The sequence below is a fragment of the Achromobacter semiaridum genome, from assembly GCF_053543755.1.
Genome location: NZ_JBLVOL010000028.1, coordinates 1 through 20,672, shown reverse-complemented (window position 1 = coordinate 20,672; position 20,672 = coordinate 1). Strand labels below are relative to the sequence as shown.

Annotated in this window: 13 protein-coding genes; 6 read left to right on the top strand and 7 right to left on the bottom strand. The window is 63.9% G+C overall.

What is annotated here, in order from left to right:
* Positions 1-73 precede the first annotated feature (73 nt).
* Both ACNPP0_RS08920 and mdeB read right to left on the bottom strand, forming a co-directional pair.
* Positions 74-2,371: an NADP-dependent malic enzyme gene (locus ACNPP0_RS08920; protein WP_448705662.1), complete on the bottom strand. Its 2,298-nt coding sequence runs from the start codon at positions 2,369-2,371 to the stop codon at positions 74-76.
* Positions 2,372-2,595: 224 nt separating this feature from the next.
* Positions 2,596-5,283: an alpha-ketoglutarate dehydrogenase gene (gene mdeB / locus ACNPP0_RS08915; protein WP_448705661.1), complete on the bottom strand. Its 2,688-nt coding sequence runs from the start codon at positions 5,281-5,283 to the stop codon at positions 2,596-2,598.
* Between the two features lie 218 nt (positions 5,284-5,501).
* Between mdeB and ACNPP0_RS08910 the strand changes: the two genes are divergently transcribed.
* Positions 5,502-7,577: an OPT family oligopeptide transporter gene (locus tag ACNPP0_RS08910; RefSeq protein WP_448705660.1), complete on the top strand. Its 2,076-nt coding sequence runs from the start codon at positions 5,502-5,504 to the stop codon at positions 7,575-7,577.
* 61 nt (positions 7,578-7,638) lie between these two features.
* Here ACNPP0_RS08910 and ACNPP0_RS08905 read toward each other — a convergent pair whose 3' ends face one another.
* The 4 genes from ACNPP0_RS08905 to puuE form a co-directional block, all read right to left on the bottom strand.
* Positions 7,639-9,144 (bottom strand): nucleobase:cation symporter-2 family protein, encoded by a 1,506-nt coding sequence (locus ACNPP0_RS08905; RefSeq protein WP_332610590.1) that lies wholly within the window; start codon positions 9,142-9,144, stop codon positions 7,639-7,641.
* Between the two features lie 210 nt (positions 9,145-9,354).
* A complete protein-coding gene (locus tag ACNPP0_RS08900) occupies positions 9,355-10,584 on the bottom strand; it encodes a M20 family metallopeptidase (RefSeq protein WP_448705659.1) in 1,230 nt (409 codons plus the stop codon).
* Positions 10,585-10,588: 4 nt separating this feature from the next.
* Entirely contained in the window at positions 10,589-12,367 is a 1,779-nt protein-coding gene (gene uraD, locus ACNPP0_RS08895) for a 2-oxo-4-hydroxy-4-carboxy-5-ureidoimidazoline decarboxylase (RefSeq protein ID WP_448705658.1), read from the bottom strand.
* 11 nt (positions 12,368-12,378) lie between these two features.
* Entirely contained in the window at positions 12,379-13,323 is a 945-nt protein-coding gene (gene puuE, locus ACNPP0_RS08890; protein ID WP_448705657.1) for an allantoinase PuuE, read from the bottom strand.
* Between the two features lie 191 nt (positions 13,324-13,514).
* Here puuE and uraH point away from each other — a divergent pair, with 191 nt between their 5' ends.
* Both uraH and ACNPP0_RS08880 read left to right on the top strand, forming a co-directional pair.
* A complete protein-coding gene (gene uraH, locus ACNPP0_RS08885) occupies positions 13,515-13,865 on the top strand; it encodes a hydroxyisourate hydrolase (RefSeq protein ID WP_448705656.1) in 351 nt (116 codons plus the stop codon).
* A 241-nt stretch (positions 13,866-14,106) separates the two neighbouring features.
* Positions 14,107-15,315 carry a urate hydroxylase PuuD gene (locus ACNPP0_RS08880; protein WP_448705655.1) on the top strand — a complete coding sequence of 403 codons (1,209 nt, stop codon included), beginning with the start codon at positions 14,107-14,109 and terminating at the stop codon, positions 15,313-15,315.
* A gap of 74 nt (positions 15,316-15,389) precedes the next feature.
* Here ACNPP0_RS08880 and ACNPP0_RS08875 read toward each other — a convergent pair whose 3' ends face one another.
* Complete coding sequence (locus ACNPP0_RS08875; RefSeq protein ID WP_332610581.1) at positions 15,390-16,406, bottom strand: 1-aminocyclopropane-1-carboxylate deaminase; 1,017 nt, start codon at positions 16,404-16,406, stop codon at positions 15,390-15,392.
* Positions 16,407-16,599: 193 nt separating this feature from the next.
* Here ACNPP0_RS08875 and ACNPP0_RS08870 point away from each other — a divergent pair, with 193 nt between their 5' ends.
* The 3 genes from ACNPP0_RS08870 to ACNPP0_RS08860 form a co-directional block, all read left to right on the top strand.
* Positions 16,600-17,070 (top strand): Lrp/AsnC family transcriptional regulator, encoded by a 471-nt coding sequence (locus ACNPP0_RS08870; protein ID WP_332610579.1) that lies wholly within the window; start codon positions 16,600-16,602, stop codon positions 17,068-17,070.
* Between the two features lie 330 nt (positions 17,071-17,400).
* A complete protein-coding gene (locus tag ACNPP0_RS08865) occupies positions 17,401-20,268 on the top strand; it encodes a 2-oxoglutarate dehydrogenase E1 component (RefSeq protein WP_332610577.1) in 2,868 nt (955 codons plus the stop codon).
* 103 nt (positions 20,269-20,371) lie between these two features.
* Positions 20,372-20,672, top strand: a 301-nt coding sequence (locus ACNPP0_RS08860; RefSeq protein ID WP_448705654.1) for a biotin/lipoyl-containing protein, incomplete at its 3' end; no start/stop codon positions are given.

Here is a 20,672-nt window from a genome sequence, read left to right as displayed (position 1 = left end):
CCGGCGCCGCCGCCAACACGCCATGAAAAAAGGCGCCCCGAAGGGCGCCTTTGACGTCAGGACTCGCGCGCGATCAACGGCGCTTCTTGGCGGCGTCGGCGGCTTCCTGCTGTGCGTCCACAACGGCCAGGGCCGTCATGTTGACGATGCGGCGCACGGTGGCGCTGGTCGTCAGGATGTGCACCGGGCGTGCGGCGCCCAGCAGGATCGGACCCATCGCGACGCCATTGCTGCCCGTCATCTTCAGCATGTTGTACGTGATGTTGCCGGTGTCCAGGTTCGGCATGACCAGCAGGTTGGCGCGACCCTTGAGCGTGCTGTCCGGGTAGGCCAGCACACGGATCTTTTCCGACAAGGCGGCGTCGGCGTGCATTTCGCCGTCCACTTCCAGATCGGGTGCGCGGTCTTGCACCAGCTTGCTGGCGGCGGCCATCTTCTTGGACGATTCCGTGACGCGGCTGCCAAAGTTCGAATGCGACAGCAGCGCAATCTTCGGCACCACGCCAAAGCGCAGCATTTCGTCCGCGGCCTGGATGGTGATGTTGGCCACTTCTTCCGCCGACGGGTTTTCGTTGACGTGGGTGTCGGTGACGAACAGCGTCTGGTCGGGCAGCATCAGCACGTTCAGCGCGGCGTACGTCTGGCCTTCTTTCTTGCCGATGATTTCGTCGACGTACTTGAGCTGGTTGTCGTACTTGCTGGCCACGCCGCACAGCAGCGCGTCGGCGTCGCCACGACGCAGCAGCATCGCGCCGATCAGCGTGTTGTGCTTGCGGATCATCGCCTTGGCGATGGCCGGCGTCACGCCTTCACGGCCCTTGAGCTGGTAGTACGCATTCCAGGTTTCGTTGAATCGGTTGTCGTCTTCGGGGTCGACGATTTCGAAGTCCTCGCCCGCCACCAGACGCAGGCCGGCCTTGGTGATGCGCATTTCGATGACCGACGGACGGCCGATCAGGATCGGGCGGGCCAGCTTTTCGTCAACCACGGTCTGCACGGCGCGCAGGACGCGTTCGTCTTCACCGTCGGCATAGATGACGCGCTTGGGCGCCTTCTTGGCCTGGGCGAACAGCGGACGCATCAGTTGGCCGGAGTGGTACACAAAGCCCATCAGCTTCTGGCGATAGGCTTCGATGTCTTCGATGGGGCGGGCAGCCACGCCGGAATCGGCGGCGGCTTGGGCCACGGCCGGCGCAATCTGGAAGATCAGGCGCGGGTCGAAGGGCTTGGGGATGATGTAGTCGGGGCCGAACGACAGTTCCTGGCCGGCGTAGGCGCGGGCCACTTCATCGTTCTGCTCGGCTTGTGCCAGCTCGGCAATGGCTTTCACGCAAGCCAGCTTCATTTCTTCCGTGATGCGAGAGGCGCCGGCGTCCATGGCACCGCGGAAGATGAACGGGAAGCACAGCACGTTGTTGACCTGGTTCGGGTAGTCCGAACGGCCGGTGGCGATGATGCAATCCGGGCGGGCGGCCTTGGCCACTTCCGGGCGGATTTCCGGTTCGGGGTTGGCCAGCGCCAGGATCAGCGGACGGTCGGCCATGGTCTTGACCATGTCGCCCGTCAGCACGCCGGACGTCGAGCAGCCCAGGAAGACGTCGGCGCCGTTGACCACGTCGGCCAGCGTGCGCGCGTCGGTCTTTTGCGCGTAGCGCTTCTTGTTGGCTTCCATGTTTTCATCGCGGCCATCCCAGATGACGCCGCGCGAATCCACCACATAGATGTTCTCGCGCTTGACGCCCAGGTGCACCAGCAGGTCCAGGCAGGCGATGGCGGCAGCGCCCGCGCCCGAGCAAGCCAGCTTGACCGCGCCGATGTCCTTGCCCACGACCTTCAGGCCGTTCAGGATGGCGGCCGACGAAATGATGGCGGTGCCGTGCTGATCGTCATGGAAGACGGGAATCTTCATGCGCTCGCGCAGCTTCTTCTCGATGTAGAAGCACTCGGGCGCCTTGATGTCTTCCAGGTTGACGCCGCCCAGCGTGGGCTCCAGCGCCGCGATGATGTCGACCAGCTTGTCCGGATCGTTCTCGGCCAGTTCGATGTCGAACACGTCGATGCCGGCAAACTTCTTGAACAGGCAGCCCTTGCCTTCCATGACGGGCTTGGCGGCCAGCGGACCGATGTTGCCCAGGCCCAGCACGGCGGTGCCGTTGGTGATCACGCCCACCAGGTTGCCGCGCGAGGTGTACTTGGACGCCGCGTCTTCACCCTGGTCGAAGATGGCCATGCAAGCGGCCGCCACGCCGGGCGAGTAGGCCAGGGACAAGTCGTCCTGGTTGGCCAGCGTCTTGGTCGGCACGACCGAGATTTTGCCGGGGGTGGGATAGGCGTGGTAATCCAACGCCAGTTTGGTAAGAGTTTCGTCCATGGGATCGGGGCCTCTGAGGCACTAACTGAGAAAGAAAACGGGATGAAAAGCGAAGATGACAAACGGCGGGCTCGCGGCCCGCCGGTTTCTTTGCGAAATGCTTAGGGAACACCCGTATTTCACCAGAAAGCGCGGGCGCTTGGTTGTTGCAGTGCAGCGATCCGACGGGTTTGGTCAAAAACCCGTCGGATTTACTCGAGGCCGACGACAGCCGCTTTCAGCTTCTATAACTCCCAGGGCGGCGTCTGGCGCGAACCCGCGTTCAGGCGCCGGCGCAAGGCGTCGGCGTCTTTCTGCCGGCCCAGGCTGTCCAGCGCGTACAGCACGATCCAGTCGGCGCTGACTTCAAAAAAGTCGCGCAGTTGTGCGCGGGTGTCGCTACGGCCGAAGCCGTCGGTGCCCAGCGTGCGGTATGGGGCGGGCACCCAGGCGCGGATCTGTTCGGGCACGGCACGCACGTAGTCGGTGGCGGCAACCACCGGCGCGTCGCTGGTGCCCAGGCAGGTGCGGACCCAGTCCGCGTCGGCGGCGGCTTCCAGGCCCAGCACGCGGGCGCGTTCGGCTTGGCGGCCATCGCGCGCCAATTCCGAAAAGCTGGTCACGCTCCAGACCTCGGCATCCACGCCGTAGTCCGCGTGCAGCCGGTCGGCGGCCATCTCGGCTTCGCGCAGCATGGGCCCGGCGCCAAGCAGCCTGACCTGTGCCTGCCGGCGCGCGGCCCGCAGCCGGTACATGCCGCGCAGGATGCCGACGCGCACGGCGGGGTCGGCGGGCATGTCGGGCTGCGCCAGGTTTTCGTTGGTGACGGTCAGGTAGAAGAATTCGTCGTGCTGCTCATCCAGCATGCGGCGCATGCCGTGTTCGACGATAACGGCCACTTCAAACGCATACGCGGGATCGTAGGCGCGGCAGTTGGGCACGGCGGCGGCCATGATGTGGCTGGAGCCGTCCTGATGCTGCAAGCCTTCGCCGCCCAGCGTAGTGCGGCCCGACGTGGCGCCGATCAAAAAACCGCGCGTGCGCTGGTCGGCGGCGGCCCAGATCAGGTCGCCGATGCGCTGGAAGCCGAACATCGAGTAATAGATATAGAAGGGCAACATCGGCAAGCCATTGACCGAATAGCTGGTGCCGGCCGCCGTCCACGACGAAATCGCGCCGGCTTCGGTAATGCCTTCCTCAAGGATTTGCCCATCGCGCGCTTCGCGGTAATACAGCACCGAGCCGATGTCCTCGGGTTCGTACAACTGCCCTTGTGCTGAATAGATGCCGATCTGCCGGAACAGGTTGGCCATGCCGAATGTGCGGGCCTCGTCTGCCACGATGGGCACAATGCGCGAGCCCACCGTGGCGTCCTTCAGCAGCCCGGTCAGCATGCGCACGATGGCCATGGTGGACGACATTTCCTTGCCGTCGGCGGCCAGTGCGAAGCGGGCCCACTGTTCGACCGCCGGCGGCGCCAGGCGCGGCGCTTCGGTGCGGCGGCGGGGGATGTGGCCACCCAGCGCGGCGCGGCGGGCTTGCAGGTGGCGCAGTTCGGCACTGTCTTGGGCCGGGCGGTAGAACTTCAGGGCCAGGCAGTCGGCATCTGAAATGGGCAGGGCAAAGCGGTCGCGGAACGCCAGCAGTGCCTCGTCGTCCAGTTTTTTTTGCTGATGCGTCGTCATCTTGCCCTGGCCGGCGGCGCCCATGCCGAAGCCTTTTTTGGTCTGCGCCAGTATCACCGTGGGCTGTCCGCGATGCTGCGCGGCGCGGTGGTAGGCCGCGTGGATCTTCACCATGTCGTGGCCACCGCGATGCAGGCGGTCGATGGCTTCGTCGGTCCAGTCGGCCACCAGCGCCGCCAGTTCGGGGCTTTGGTTGAAGAAGTGGGCGCGGTTGAAGGCGCCGTCATTGGCCGCAAAGGTCTGGAACTGCCCGTCGACCGTGTTGGCAAAGGCTCGCGCCAGCGCGCCGTTGGTGTCGCGGCGCAGCAGGGCGTCCCAGTCGCTGCCCCACACCAGCTTGATGACGTTCCAGCCGGCGCCGGCGTACAAGGTTTCAAGTTCGTCGATGATGCGGCCGTTGCCGCGCACCGGGCCGTCCAGCCGTTGCAGGTTGCAGTTGACGACGAACACCAGGTTGTCGAGCTTTTCGCGCGCGGCAAGCGTCAACGCGGCGATGGATTCGGGTTCGTCCATTTCGCCGTCGCCAAAAATGCCCCACACCTTGCGGTCGCTGGCGGGCACCAGCGAGCGGTGCTCCAGGTAGCGCATGAAGCGCGCCTGGTAAATGGCGTTGATGGGTCCGATGCCCATCGACCCCGTCGGAAACTGCCAGAAGTCCGGCATCAACCAAGGGTGCGGGTAGGACGACAAGCCGCGCAGGCCCCGCGCGGTGGCGGTGATTTCCTGGCGGAAATGCGCCAGGTCGTCTTCGCCCAGAAAGCCTTCAAGGAACGCGCGGGCGTACACCCCGGGCGCGGAGTGTGGCTGCATGTAAACCAGGTCGCCAGGGCCTTCAGCCGTTTGCGCGCGGAAGAAGTGGTTGAAGCCCACTTCGAACAAGTCGGCGGCCGATGCATAGCTGGCAATGTGGCCGCCAAGTTCGCCGTGCGCCTGGTTGGCGCGCACCACCATGGCCAGCGCGTTCCAGCGGTTGATGCGCGCGATGCGTTCTTCAACGGCCAGGTTGCCGGGAAAAGGCGGCTCCTGGTCGGCCGGTATCGTATTCAGGTAGGCGGTGCGCGTCTGGCTGTTGGCGCGCAGGCCCAGGGACGCGGCATGTCCCAGCAGGCTGTCCAGCACATAGCCCGCGCGGCCGGCGCCGTCGGCATCGACCAGCGATTGCAGGGCGTCGCGCCATTCGGCGGTTTCAGCCGGGTCGGCATCGGTGGGCTGTTCGTGTCCCGGGGCGGGTTGGCTCGCGTCACGCATGGGGTGTTGTCTCCTGTTATCGCTCCATCCTAGACCTGTGTGAATGGCATGAGTCATCAAATTGCGGGGAAGACGCACAGGATTTCAGCATAATCTTTGGTGGATATTTCGAACGACGGCAGCTTCTGCGGTGCAGGCGCGCTTACTCGTGGTGACCACGGGGTGGACGCCAAAGCGCTAGAATGCGCGCTTTATTCGCATTCATACGGGAGACTTCAATGACCCAACCCGTCAGCGTCCCGGCAAACGTCACGCTTCCCGAACTTACGTTTCGGGGCATTTTGCTGGGCGCCCTGATCACCGTGATCTTTACGGCGTCAAACGTCTTCCTGGGGCTGAAGGTCGGCCTGACGTTTTCGTCCGCGATTCCGGCGGCCGTCATTTCGATGTCGGTGTTGCGCCTGTTCAAGGACGCCAACATCCTGGAAAACAACATGGTGCAGACGCAGGCTTCGGCCGCCGGCACCTTGTCTTCCATCATTTTCATCCTGCCCGCGCTGGTCATGATGGGCCACTGGCAAGGCTTTCCCTTCTGGCAGACGCTGGGCATCTGCGCCGCCGGCGGCATGTTGGGCGTGATGTTCACCATTCCGCTGCGCCACGTGATGGTGGTGCAAAGCAATCTGCCGTATCCGGAAGGCGTGGCGGCGGCCGAAATCCTGCGCGTGGGCAGTGCCGAACGTGCACAGGACGCGGCCGACGATGCCTTGGCAACGTCAGACCAACCGGTGGCGAAAGCCGCGGCCAAGCCCGTGGCGACCGGCATGGGCGACATCGTCGCCGGGGGCGTGGTGGCGGCGGCGGTCAGCTTTGCGGCAAGCGGCTTGCGGGTGCTGGGCGATAGCGTCAGCGGGTGGTTCGCGCTGGGCGGCGCGGTATTCCGGTTGCCCATGGGCTTTTCGCTGGCCTTGCTGGGCGCGGGCTACCTGATCGGCATCGTCGCGGGCCTGGCCATGTTGACGGGGTTGATCATTTCGTGGGGCATCGCCGTGCCGGTGTTGACCGCGATGGGCGACATGCCGGCGGGGCAATCGCTAGCCCAATACGCCAGCGGCCTGTGGTCCTCGCAAGTGCGCTTCATTGGCGCGGGCGTGATTGGCGTGGGCGCCATCTGGACGTTGGCAACCCTGTTCATGCCGATGGCGCGTGGCGTCAAGGCCTCGTTCTCGGCGCTGACCAGCGCGGGCGCGGCCCGTGCCGGGCAAGCGCCGCGCACCGAACGCGACTTGTCGGCCGGCTGGATTTCAATAGTGACGCTGGTGCTGGTGGCGGTGTTGGTGGTGACCTTCCAGGTGTTCCTGTCTGGCGCGCCCGTGTCGGCCGCCGCCGTCTGGAAATTGGTGGCCTACGCCGTGCTGTTCGCTTTTGTGTTCGGCTTTCTGGTGGCGGCGGCCTGCGGGTATATGGCGGGTTTGGTGGGTTCGTCGACCAGCCCGATTTCGGGCGTGGGCATCGTCGCCATCGTGCTGGTGTCGTTGCTGATGCTAACGTTGGGCGGCGAATTACTTCAGGCGCAGAACGGCGTGCAGATGGCGATTGCGTTGTCCATCTTCAGCACCTCGGCGGTGGTGGCGGTGGCGTCCATTTCGAACGACAACCTGCAAGACCTGAAGACCGGCTGGCTGGTTGGCGCCACGCCATGGCGCCAACAGGTGGCCTTGCTGATCGGCTGCGTGGTGGGCGCGGCGGTGATTTCACCGGTGCTGGAACTGCTTTACAACGCCTACGGTTTTGCGGACGCGATGCCACGCGCGGGCATGGACCCGGCGCAAGCCTTGTCGGCGCCGCAGGCCACGCTGATGTTGGCGATTACGCGCGGCATCTTCACGCACCAATTGAACTGGACGATGATCCTGATCGGCATGGCGGTGGGCGTGGCGCTGATCGTGGTGGACGAAGTCCTGAAGCGCACTTGCCGCGTGGCACGTATTCCGGTGTTGGCCGTGGGCATCGGCATCTACCTGCCGCCGACGGTGGCTGCGCCGATCGTGGCCGGCGCGGTGCTGGCGTGGCTGCTTGAACGCGCGCTGCGTCGTCGCGCCGCGTCTGCCGGCAAGCCTTATGAGCAATTCGCCGATGCCGCGAACCGGCGCGGCGTGTTGATTGCGTCGGGGTTGATCGTGGGCGAAAGCCTGGTAGGCGTGTTGATGGCCGGCATCATCGGCGCGGCGGGTACGGATGCGCCGCTGGCCATCGCGGGCGAGGGCTTCGCGGTCACGGCGTCGTACCTGGGGCTGGCCGTGTTTGTGTTGGTGGCGGTGCTGTTCTGGCGGCGTGTGATGCGGCTGGCGTAAGCCGCGTGTAGGGCGCGGTGGCGAGCGCGTTGTGACGTGCCCGCCGCCGCCCGCCGTCAGATCAATGCTCGTCGGCTTGCAGCGCCGCCGAGATGATGGCGCGGCGGTCATGTGTGGCACCGTTCAGAAACAGGTTCAGCAACACGGCCGATAGCGAGGCCAGCAAAATGCCCGACTCGATCAGCGTGTGCAGCGAATGCGGCATCCATTGTTTGAAGTCGGGGGCAATCAGCGGCACCATGCCGATGCCGATCGAGACGGCAACAATCATGGCGTTGTGGCGGTTGCCCTTGAAATCCACGCCCGACAGAATGCGGATGCCCGTGGCGGTCACCATGCCGAACATGACGATGCCCGCGCCGCCCAACACCACGGTGGGCAGCGATTCCACCAGCGCGGCCATCTTGGGCAGCAGGCCCAGCACCAGCAAGATGATGCCCCCCGCCACGCACACGAAGCGGCTCTTCACTCCGGTTACCGCAACCAGGCCCACGTTCTGCGAAAAGCTGGTGTACGGAAACGTGTTGAAGATGCCTCCGATCAAAGTCCCCAAGCCGTCGGTACGCAGGCCGCGCGCCATGCCCTGCTGACTGATTTCGCGATCGGTCATTTCGCCCAGCGCCAGGAACATGCCCGCGGATTCGATCATCACGACCACCATGATCAGCGCCATGCTCAAAATCAACATGGGGTCGAAGCGCGGCATGCCGAAATGGAAGGGCAGCACGATGTCGAACCAATCCGCCTGGCCGATTTTCTCGAACGTCATGATGCCCGTGGCCGATGCCACGATGGCGCCGATGACGATGCCCAGCAGCACCGAAATGTTGGCGATGAAGCCCTTGGTGAATTTCACGATCAGCAGGATCGAGGCCAGTACCAGCACGGCGATGCCAAAGCCGGTCAGGTCGGCATAGCGCGGGTTGGGCATCGACGGCATGATGGCAAAGCCCTGCGGCACGGGCGGGATGGCGCTGCCCGGCGACGTGACGTCCGCCAGCCATTTGGCATAGATGGGGTCGACGATGACGGGGGCGGTGGGGCCCGACGGGTTGCCGAACACCCAATTGATGCCGACTCGCATCAACGTAATGCCGATGACGGTGATGATGGTGCCCGTGACCACGGGCGGGAAGAACCGCAGCATGCGGCTGATGACCGGGGCGATCAAAATCGAAATGATGCCGGCCCCGATGATGGTGCCGAACAGTAGCTGCGCGCCGCCCGGCCCCGGGTTGGCGTTGGCCATTGCGACCATCGGCGCCACCGCCGCGAACGTGACACCCATCATGACGGGCAGCTTGATGCCGAACCACTGCGTGGCGCCCAGCGTCTGGATCAGCGTGACCAGCCCGCAACAGAACAGGTCGGCCGAGATCAGCATGGCAACTTCGTCGGGCGTCAGGTTCAGCGCCCGGCCGACGATCAAGGGCACGGCTACCGCGCCGGCATACATCACCAACACGTGTTGCAGGCCCAATGCCGCGAGTTTGCCGGTAGGCAGGCGCTGGTCGACGGGATGGAGGTCTTGAGACGCGCGGGACGGCGCGGGGGATGCAGCCTGCATGGGAGTGTCTCCTGGCGGAGTAGGATGTCGGTCGGAAAATCCTGAAAAGCGGTCTTGTGTACGAGGAATGTATACAGGTATGGGCGGTCCTCGAAATGGAGGAAAACCCGCATCATATAAACACGTTTAGTTACGTTATGTAGGAATTGTCGCAGGAAGTGTGCGCGATGGGGCCCGGGGCCGCGCGGCTCCGGCCCCTGTCCGGCGCGATCAGGCCGGTGCCAGCAGGTCGGCCAACGTGCGCGCGATCACCTTGGTGGCGCGGCGCAGGTCTTCCAACACGACGCGTTCGTCGTTGCGCTTGGCGTGGGATTCCAGCACGGTGCGGGGCCCGGCACCGTAGATGACGCCGGGGATGCCGGCTTCGCCGTACAGGCGCACGTCGGTGTACAGCGGCGTTCCCATGGCCGGGATCGGTTCGCCGAACAGCACTTCGCCATGCTTCTGGATGGCATCGACCAGCGGCTGGTTGCCCGGCAGCGGACGCATCGAATTGGCCAACAGCAGGCGCTTGATGTCGATGGTGATGCCGGGGGTGGCGGCAGCGGCTTCCTGGATGATCCGGCGGATGTCTGCTTCCACTTCAACGGCGTTTTCTTCGGGGATCATGCGGCGGTCCAGCTTGAAGCTGACCTTGCCGGGCACCACGTTGGTGTTGGTGCCGCCTTCAATGCGTCCGACGTTCAGGTACGGGTGACTGATGCCGGGCACCTCGGACGTGATGTTCTGGTACAGCGCGTTCTGTGCATACAGCGCATTCAGGATCTTGACCGCGCCCTGCAGCGCGTCCACGCCCGTGGTGGGAATGGCGGCGTGCGCCATTTTGCCGTGCACCGTCACTTCCATTTGCAGGCAGCCGTTGTGCGCCGTGACCACCTCGTAGCTGAAGCCGGCGGCAATCATCAGGTCGGGCTTGGTCAAGCCTTGCGACAGCAGCCAGCCGGGCCCCAGCAAGCCGCCGAATTCTTCGTCATAGGTGAAATGCAGTTCGACCGCGCCGTGGGTCGGCTTGGCCACCGCTTCCAGCGCGCGGACCGCATAGGTGAAGCTGGCGAAATCGCTCTTGCTGACCGCGGCGGCGCGGCCGTACAGGCTGCCATTTTCAATTTCGGCGCCGTAGGGGTCGTGTTGCCAGCCATCGCCCGGGGGCACGACGTCGCCGTGCGCATTCAGCGCGATGCGGCGGCCGGGCCCGTATTCGCGCCGCACGATCAGGTTGGTGATGGATTGCATGCCGTAGTCCTGCACCGCTTGCGCGGGCACGGCGTGCGCTTCGGCCTCAAGGCCCATTTCCTTGAGCAGTTCGGCGGTGCGGACGGCGTGCGGCGCGTTATTGCCGGGCGGTGTGTCGGTGGGCACGCGCACCAGCGATTGCAGGAAGCTCACCTGCTCGTCGAAGTGGGCATCGACCCAGGCGTCTAGTCGGGCGTAGTCGGTCATGGCGTTAGCGTTTGATGTCGTTGGCAAGGTCGTCCAGCAGGCGCTGCATGGCATGCGCGGCCAGCTGGATGTCGTCGCGGGTGGTGGATTCGCGAGGGTTGTGGCTGATGCCGTGGTTCTGGCCGCGCACGAAGAGCATGGCCTGAGGCATGACTTCGTGCAGCTTCATGGCGTCGTGCCCGGCGCCGCTGGGCATGCGGTGCAGCGGCACGCCCAGCGCGTCGACGGCCCGTTCCCAACGCTGTTGCCAGGCAGGGTCGCTGGGTGCGGCGGCGGCGCGCATGGTTTCTTCAAGCGCATAGCGCAAGCCTCGGCGTGCGCAGATGGCGTCAAGCTCGGCCAATACGTCGTTCACCAGCGCGTCGCGTTGCGTATCGCTGGGTGCGCGCAGGTCCAGGCTGAAGCGGCATTCGCCCGGTACGACGTTGATGGATCCGCTGGGCACTTCCAGCATGCCCATGGTGCCTACCGAATCGCCATCGCGCGCGGCGCGTTGTTCGACATACAGGGCCAGTTCGGCGGCGGCGGTGGCGGCATCGCGGCGGCGGTTCATCGGCGTGGTGCCGGCATGGCAGGCCATGCCGAAGATCTGCGCCTGATATCTCACGCTGCCGTTGATGGACGTGACGATGCCCAGCGGCAGGCCCATTTCGTACAGCACCGGCCCTTGTTCGATGTGGACTTCGACAAAGCCCAGATAGCGCGAGGGATCGCGGCGCAGCTTCGGAATATCGTCAATGCACAGGCCGGCGTGCAGCATGGCGTCGCGCATGGTGACGCCCTGCGCGTCCTTTTGGTCCAGCCATTCAGGCTTGAAGTCGCCGATCAACGCGCCCGATCCCAGGAAGGTGGCGCGGTAGCGCTGGCCTTCTTCTTCGGCAAAGCCGATGACTTCCAGGTGGTAGGGCAGACGGCGACCTTGTCGATGCAGTTCGCGCACGCAGGCCATGGGCACGAAAATTCCCAGGCGGCCGTCGTATTTGCCGCCGTTGCGCACGGTGTCGTAGTGGCTGCCGGTCATCAAGGTGGGCGCATCGGGCTGCTGGGCGCGGTAGCGGCCCACCACGTTGCCGACGGCGTCGATCTCAACTTCGTCGAAGCCGCAATCTCGCATCCAGTGCGAGATACGCTGCGCGCAGGCGCGGTGCGCTTCGGTCAGGTACGTGACGGTCAGCTGGCCTTTTTCGGCGTAACCGGGATCGCTGTGGATACTGAGCCGTTCCTGCCAGTCCCAGATGTCGTTGCCCAACGTCAGGTCGCGTCCAAACTTGTCGGCCATGCGAATTTCGACGATGCGGTGGATGTTGCGCAGCGCCTCGCGGACTTCAACGTCGGGCGGGTTATCCAGCCGCCGCGCAAATTCGTCAATGATCTGCTGGCGCGACAGGCCCGTGCCGCGCGCGCCGCGCACGGCCAGGATGAACGGAAAGCCGAAGCGAGCGTTGTAGTCGTTGTTCAGTTGTTGCAGCCGCGCCAGTTCATCGGGCGAGCAATGCGTAAGCCCGGCCTGGTCCTGTTCGTGGGTGGACTCGGCGGTCAGGCTGTTTTGCTGCATGGCGCGCCCCGCCAATTCCGGGTGCGCGCGGATCAACGCCAGCTGCGCGTCGATATCCGCTTGATCCAGCACGTGCCGCAACTGATCCTGCAAATGCGCCAGTGACCGAAAAGGCCGGGCGGCTAGCGCCTGCCGCGCGATCCACGGCGAATGTTCGTACAGGCCGTCCAGCATGGCCAGCGCCGCGTCGGGCGTGGCGGCATTGAGTTGTTCCAGCGTGTGGGGCATGGTCGGTGCGCTCAACGGTTGGGAATATAGGGATGCGTGGCCTTCCAGTGCCGGGCAATATCCAGGCGACGGCATACCCAGACGCGGTCGTGGCTGGCAATGTGGTCCAGAAAGCGCTGTAGCGCAGTGATGCGCCCCGGGCGGCCCAGCAGCCGGCAATGCATGCCGATGCTAAGCATCTTGGGCGCTTCGTCGCCTTCGGCGTAAAGCACGTCGAAGCTGTCCTTCAAGTACTGAAAGAATGGGTCGGCGTGCGAATAGCCCTGCGGCAGCGCGAAGCGCATGTCGTTGCAGTCCAGCGTATAGGGCACGATCAGTTGCGGCACGACCGCGCCGTCGCTTTTTTGTACCTGCATCCAGAAGGGCAGGTCGTCGCCGTAGTAATCGCTGTCGTACTCGAAGCCGCCGTAATCGGCCACCAGCCGGCGCGTGCGCGGGCTGTCGCGTCCGGTGTACCAGCCCAGCGGGCGGCTGCCGGTCAGCTGCGTGATGGCGTCCACGCCCAGGCGCATATGTTCGCGTTCGGTGACTTCGTCCACATTCTGGTAATGCACCCAGCGCCAGCCATGGCAGGCGATTTCGTGGCCCAGTTCAGTGAGTGCCGCCGTCAATTCGGGGTGGCGCTGCAGGGCCATGCCTACGCCGAACACGGTCAGGGGCAGCTGTCGCTTTTCAAACTCGCGCAGAAGGCGCCACACACCGGTGCGCGACCCGTATTCGTAGATGCCTTCCATGCTGAGATGGCGGTCGGGGTAGCTGGCCGGGTTGAACATTTCCGACAGGAATTGCTCAGAACCCGCGTCGCCATGCAGCACGCTGTTTTCACCGCCTTCTTCGTAGTTCAAAACGAATTGAACGGCAATGCGAGCCTGGCCGGGCCATTGCGCGTGGGGCGGGTTGCGGCCGTAGCCGATCAGGTCGCGGGGATACGGAAGCGTCGAGTCGTAGGTGTTCATGAATAGCGGGGCATGGAGCCAAGAGGGGCGGGCAGCGGTGACGAAGTCAGGCCGGCCGTGCGCGGATGAACGGACGGTTTCATGATGGGCTAAACAATAGCTGGAAAGCAATTAGCTGTATACAATTTATGTACATCATTAAGGATAACCATGAGACCGCCCGGCAACCTGCGGGGCACACAGGAGACAACATGGGATTGACCACGCACGTACTCGACACCATGCACGGCTGCCCGGCCCAAGGCATGGCCGCGGCGCTGTACGCAACACGCGGCGACTCCGCCACCCTGATCCAGCAGTTCACGCTGAACCACGATGGCCGTAGCGCCCGGCCGCTGTTTGCCGACGCGGACTTGCAAGTCGGCACCTACCGACTGGTGTTCGAGGTGGCCGCCTACTTCAAGGCGCGCGGCGTTGTCTTGCCCGAGCCCAACTTCCTGAATCGGGTCAGCCTGGATTTCGGCGTGGCGCACGCGGACCAGCACTATCACGTGCCGTTGTTGGTCAGCCCCTGGAGCTATTCCACGTATCGGGGCTCGTAAGCGGCAGGGGCGTGGGCTGCCGGTCTGCGGGCAGCCGGCCCCGCGTCTCAGGGTATTCCTGATGCCAGAAAGGTCGAGCACGCATAGCCTTGTGAACAAAACCTGCATACAATTTCGTCCATTCTGGTCGCAGCGGTGCGGGGCATTCAAGCCTTGTGCGCGATCCATCTTCTGCTTACAGCGCCCGCGGTGGTAGGCAGTGCGGCGGAGCCTACAAGGCCCGCCCACTGCGGGGGCGTGGATGGAAAGCTACTACCTGGATTGGGTCAACCTGTTGCTGCGTTGGGCCCACATCATCACCGGCATCGCCTGGATCGGCACGTCGTTCTATTTCGTGATGCTGGACAACAGTCTGGAAAAACCGCAAGACCCTGAATCGCTTGCCAAGGGCGTGGGCGGCGAGCAATGGGCCGTGCACGGCGGCGGTTTCTACAACATGCAGAAGTACGCGGTGCAGCCCAAAAAGCTGCCTGAACACCTGCATTGGTCGTTCTGGGAAAGCTACAGCACCTGGCTGACGGGCTTTGCGCTGTTCACCATGTCGTACCTCTGGAACGCCAGCACCTACCTGATAGACCGGTCAAAAATGGACTGGCAGCCCAGCACCGCCGTGGCCGTCGCGCTGGCGTTTTTCGTGGTGTTCTGGATCGTCTACGACGGCATCTGCCGCCTGTTCGGGCGCGGCAAGCACGGTGACACGATCGTCGGGGCGCTGGTGGCAGTGTTCATCGCCCTGGCGTCCTGGCTGGCCTGCCATTGGTTCGCGGGCCGCGCGGCGTTCCTGCTGGTAGGCGCGATGATGGCCACGACCATGAGCGGCAACGTGTTTTTCTGGATCATCCCCGGCCAGCGCAAGAACGTGGCGGCGATGCGGGCGGGCAAGCCCGTCGACCCCGTCCATGGCCAGCGCGGCAAGCAGCGCAGCGTGCACAACACGTATTTCACGCTGCCCGTGGTGTTCACCATGATGAGCAACCACTACAGCTTTACCTATACCCATCAGTACAACTGGATCGTGCTGCTGCTGATCATGCTGGGCGGCGCGGCAATCCGGCAGTTCTTCGTGGTGCGGCACCGCTTCAAGCTGGGCAATGCGCGCAACCCGCTGCCCTACGTGTTGTTGGGGGTGGCGGTGCTGGGCTTGACCATCGTGTGGATGCGGCCCGCGCCCGTCGCCGCGTCAGCGCCGTCCGCGGCCGCGCCCGCCGACGTGGCGTTTGCCCAGGTGCGCCATGTGTTTGACCAGCGGTGCCTGCTGTGCCACGGCGCACAGGTCCAGATGAAGAACGTGCGCCTGGATTCGGTTGAGCAGATCGCCACGCACGCGCAGGCCGTGTACCAACAAGTCGTTGTGTCGAAAATCATGCCGATGGCCAATTCCACCGGCATGACCGACGACGAACGCGCGCTGATCGGCGCCTGGTTCCAGGCGGGCGCCAAGACGCAATAGCGGGCAGGGCGCTTCAGCGCAGATCGCCGGCGGGCCAGCCCATTGATCCGAAGCCAGTGGGCGGCTGGCCAGCTTCAGCCGTTGCGGTACAGAAAGCTGTAGGCGTTGATCGCCGGCACCCCTCCCAGGTGCGCATACAAAACCTTGGAGCCCGCGGGGATCTCGCCTCGTCGTATCAGGTCCATCATGCCTTGCATGGATTTGCCCTCGTACACCGGGTCGGTCATCATGCCCTCCAGCCGCGCGCAGGTGCGGATGGCGTCGTTGGTTTCCGCCGATGGCAAGCCGTAGGCGGGATAGGCGTAACGCGTATCCAGCACCACATCGCTGTCCGCGATGCCGGACTCCAGCCCGACCATATCGGCGGTGCGCCGCGCGATGCGCAGGATTTGCGCGCGCGTCTGCTCCGGCGTGGCGGACGCGTCGATGCCAATGACGCGGTTGGCGCGGCCGTCCGCCGCAAAGCCCACCACCATGCCCGCTTGCGTGCTGCCCGTCACCGCGCAGACCACGATGTAGTCGAACTTGAATCCCAGGTCGGCTTCCTGGCGGCGCACTTCTTCGGCAAAGCCCACATAGCCCAGGCCGCCCAATTCGTGGTCGGACGCGCCGGCCGGAATGGCGTACGGCTTGCCGCCGCGTTTGCGCACGTCTTCCAGCGCCTCTTCCCAGCTGCGCCGAAAGCCGATGTCAAAGCCCTGGTCCACCAGCCGCACGTCGGCGCCCATCAGGCGGCTCATCATGATGTTGCCGACGCGGTCGTAGACGGCGTCGGAATAGTCCACCCAGTTTTCCTGTACCAGCACGCAGGACAGCCCCAGCTTGGCGGCCACGGCGGCCACCATGCGCGTGTGGTTGGACTGGATGCCGCCGATGGTGACAAGCGTGTCGCAGCCTTGCTCCAGCGCTTGCGGAATCAGGTATTCCAGCTTGCGCAGCTTGTTGCCGCCAAACGCCAGGCCGCTGTTGCAGTCTTCGCGCTTGGCATAGACGTGGACCTTGCCGCCCAAATGTGCGGACAAGCGTTCCAGCTTTTCGATGGGGGTGTCGCCGAAGGTCAGACGGTGTCTGGGAAAGCGTTGCAGATCCATGCGGGCTCCTGTGTTGGGATTCCGGCCGGCAAGTGAGGCTCGGGTGGAAAAATCATAGGAATCGCAGGCAGCAGCGGTCAATTGCGTATTTTGTGGTGAATACGATATTAAAAACAGCGAAGATACGCAATTTAGATTTAATATTTTTAGAATAAAAAGAACCACGAGATAATATTTTTCAGGGACACATGCAATGAGCGTGCTTGCCGGATTGGATCGTATCGACCGCCACATCCTTCGTCTTTTGCAGGACGATGCCCAGATCACCAATCTGGATCTAAGCGCGCGTGTGCATCTGAGCCCGGCCGCCTGCTTGCGTCGGGTAGAAAAGCTGAAGGCCGAAGGCATCATCAAAAAGACGGTGGCGCTACTGGAGCCCGCCGACGTCGACATGGCCACGCTGGTCATCGTGGGCGTGGTGCTGGACCGTTCCACGCCCGACTCCTTCACCGATTTCGAGGAAGCGGCGCGCGGCATCAGCGGCTGCCTGGAATGCCATCTGGTGGCGGGCGAATTCGACTACTTCCTGATGCTGCGCATACGCGACCTGGAGCGCTTCAACAAGCTGCATGCGGGCGAGATCATCAAGCTGCCCGGCGTACGTCAGATTCGCACCTTTTTTGTGTTGAAAGAGATCTTGTCGACGACTGCCTTGCCGGTGTGACGCGGCTAATGCACAACACTCACGCATTGAAGTGCTCGGCAATGACGCACTGCGGCATTTTGGAATGGCGGAAATTGATGGCGCGTAGACGTCGCAATGTCAGGGGTTGGCCGGACATTCCACGGCCGCATGCAGGCATTCCGAAAGGGCTTTTGCGCCACAAAAATGTCTCAAGACGCCCGTAAACTCAAAGGGTTATACTGCTCGGCATACGGCTTTCAAGGCTTGTACGCGCCTTCTGCCCCCTGCGATCCGCTAAACGGGAAGCCCGTGTCGCGGAAGGTTTTTCCTGCATCGTGTCGAGTGAAGCACTCGTAAAGGTGAAGCGATATGTCTTCGGAAATAGAATCTCTATCCACGTCTTATCTCTTTGGGGGTAACGCCCCATATGTTGAGGAGCTTTACGAAGCCTACCTCGACAATCCCGGTTCGGTTCCTGATAACTGGCGCGAATATTTCGACCAGTTGCAGCACGCTCCCGCAACCGACGGCCAGGAATCCACTCGCGACCAGGCCCATGCTCCCATCGTCGAATCGTTCGCCCAGCGCGCCAAGGCCAATGCCTTTGTGCAACGCTCCGCCGAACCCGACCTGAGCGTGGCCAGCAAGCAAGTGTCGGTGCAATCGCTGATTGCCGCCTACCGCTCGCTGGGTTCGCGCTGGGCCGATCTGGACCCCCTCAAGCGCCAGGAACGTCCGCAGATCCCGGAACTCGATCCCGCCTTCTACGGCCTGACCGAATCCGATCTGGACCAGACCTACTCGGCCACCAACACCTACTTCACGACCGCCAGCACCATGACGCTGCGCGACATCCTGAAGGCGCTGCGCGACACGTATTGCCGCAGCATCGGTGCTGAATTCACGCACATCTCCGACCCCGCCGCCAAGCGCTGGATCCAGGAACGCCTGGAAACCACGCTGGGTGCGCCGGCCTACTCGGTCGAAGAAAAGCGCCACATCCTGCAGCAGCTGACCGAGTCCGAAGGGCTTGAGCGCTTCCTGCACACCAAGTACGTCGGCCAGAAGCGCTTCTCGCTGGAAGGCGGCGAAAGCTTCATCGCCTCGATGGACGAAGTGGTGAACCACGCCGGCGAAAACGGCGTCCAGGAAATCGTGGTCGGCATGGCCCACCGCGGCCGCCTGAACCTGCTCGTGAACATCATGGGCAAGATGCCCGGCGACTTGTTCGCCGAGTTCGAAGGCAAGCACGCCGAAGGCCTGACCGACGGCGACGTGAAGTACCACAACGGCTTCTCTTCCGACCTGTCCACCCGTGGCGGTCCGGTCCACCTGTCGTTGGCCTTCAACCCGTCCCACCTTGAAATCGTGAACCCCGTCGTCGAAGGCAGCGCACGCGCTCGCCAGGAACGCCGCGGCGACGCCGAAGGCAAGACCGTGCTGCCGGTGCTGGTGCACGGCGACGCGGCTTTTGCCGGTCAAGGCGTGGTCATGGAAACGCTGAACCTGGCCCAGACGCGCGGCTACGGTACGGGCGGCACGCTGCACATCGTCATCAACAACCAGATCGGTTTCACCACGTCCGACCCGCGTGACTCGCGTTCGACGCTGTATTGCACCGACGTGGTCAAGATGATCGAAGCCCCGGTGTTCCACGTCAACGGCGACGACCCCGAAGCCGTGGTGTTCGTCACCAAGCTGGCCCTGGACTACCGCCTGCAATTCCGTCATGACATCGTCGTGGACATCGTTTGCTTCCGCAAGCTGGGCCACAACGAACAAGACACCCCGTCGCTGACGCAGCCGCTGATGTACAAGCGCATCGGCCATCACCCCGGCACGCGCAAGCTGTACGCCGACAAGCTGACCACGCAAGGCGTGCTGGCTGAAGGCGAAGCCGATCAACTGGTCAAGGACTACCGTCAGCTGATGGAAGACGGCCAGCGCACGATTGAACCCGTGCTGACCGACTACAAGAGCAAGTACGCCATCGACTGGTCCCCGTTCCTGGGCGCCAAGTGGACGGACCAGGCCGACACGGCTGTGCCGCTGGCCGAACTCAAGCGCATCGGCGAACGCATCACGACGGTTCCGGAAGGCTTCACGGTGCACCCGCTGGTTGCCAAGCTGCTGAACGACCGCCGCACGATGGCCAAGGGCGAGATGAACCTGGACTGGGGCATGGGCGAACACCTCGCCTTCGCCACCCTGGTTTCCTCGGGCTACGCCATCCGCATCACCGGTCAGGACTCGGGCCGTGGCACGTTCACGCACCGCCACGCCGTGCTGCACGACCAGAACCGCGAACGCTGGAACGACGGCACCTACATTCCGCTGCAGAACGTCTCGGAAGGCCAGGCTCCGTTCACCGTCATCGACTCCGTGCTGTCCGAAGAGGCGGTGCTGGGCTTCGAATACGGTTACTCCAGCGCTGAACCGAACACGCTGACCATCTGGGAAGGCCAGTTTGGCGACTTCGTCAACGGCGCCCAGGTCGTGATCGACCAGTTCATCAGCTCCGGCGAAGCCAAGTGGGGCCGCCAGTCGGGCCTGACCCTGATGCTGCCGCACGGCTACGAAGGCCAAGGCCCCGAGCACTCGTCAGGCCGCATCGAGCGCTTCCTGCAACTGTGCGCCGACAACAACATGCAAGTGGTCCAGCCGACCTCTGCCTCGCAGATCTTCCACGTTCTGCGCCGCCAGATGATCCGCCCGTTCCGCAAGCCGCTGGTGCTGTTCACGCCGAAGTCGCTGCTGCGTAACAAGGACGCGGGTTCGCCCCTGACCGATCTGGCCGGCGGCAGCTTCCGCCCGGTGATCGGCGAAGTGGACGACACCATCGACGCCAGCAAGGTCAAGCGCGTGCTGGCTTGCTCGGGCAAGGTGTACTACGACCTGGTCAACGCCCGCCGCGAGCGTGGCGCCGACAACGTCGCCATCGTCCGCGTCGAGCAGCTGTACCCGTTTGCGCACAAGTCGTTCGAAACGGAACTGCGCAAGTACCCGAAGGCCACCGAAGTGATCTGGGTTCAGGACGAACCGCAGAACCAAGGCGCCTGGTTCTACGTTCAGCATCACGTGTACGAGAACATGGTGGAAGGCCAGAAGCTGGGCTACGCCGGCCGCGCCGCCTCGGCATCGCCGGCCGTGGGCTACCTGGCCAAGCACCAGGAGCAACAGAAGGCCCTGATCGAGACGGCTTTCGCGCCCAAGTTCAAGGTCATGTTGACGAAGTAACCCTGACTTGATGCACGCGCCGCGCGCGGCAAGCGTTTTGGAACCTGGTTTCGAACCTTGCCGCGCCGCGTGACCAGAACACACACTTTACGGAACAAACAAAATGGCTATTACCGACGTCGTCGTCCCCCAACTTTCCGAATCCGTCTCCGAAGCGACCCTGCTGACCTGGAAGAAGCAGCCGGGCGCTGCCGTTGAAGCGGACGAAATCCTGATCGAAGTCGAAACCGACAAGGTCGTGCTGGAAGTGCCGGCTCCCGCCTCGGGCGTGCTGGCTGAAATCGTCAAGGGCGATGGCAGCACCGTGACCTCGGGCGAAGTGCTGGCCCGCATCGACACCGCCGCCAAGGCCGCCGCCGCCGCGACCGCGCCGGCCGAAGCCCCCAAGGCTGCTGAACAAGCCG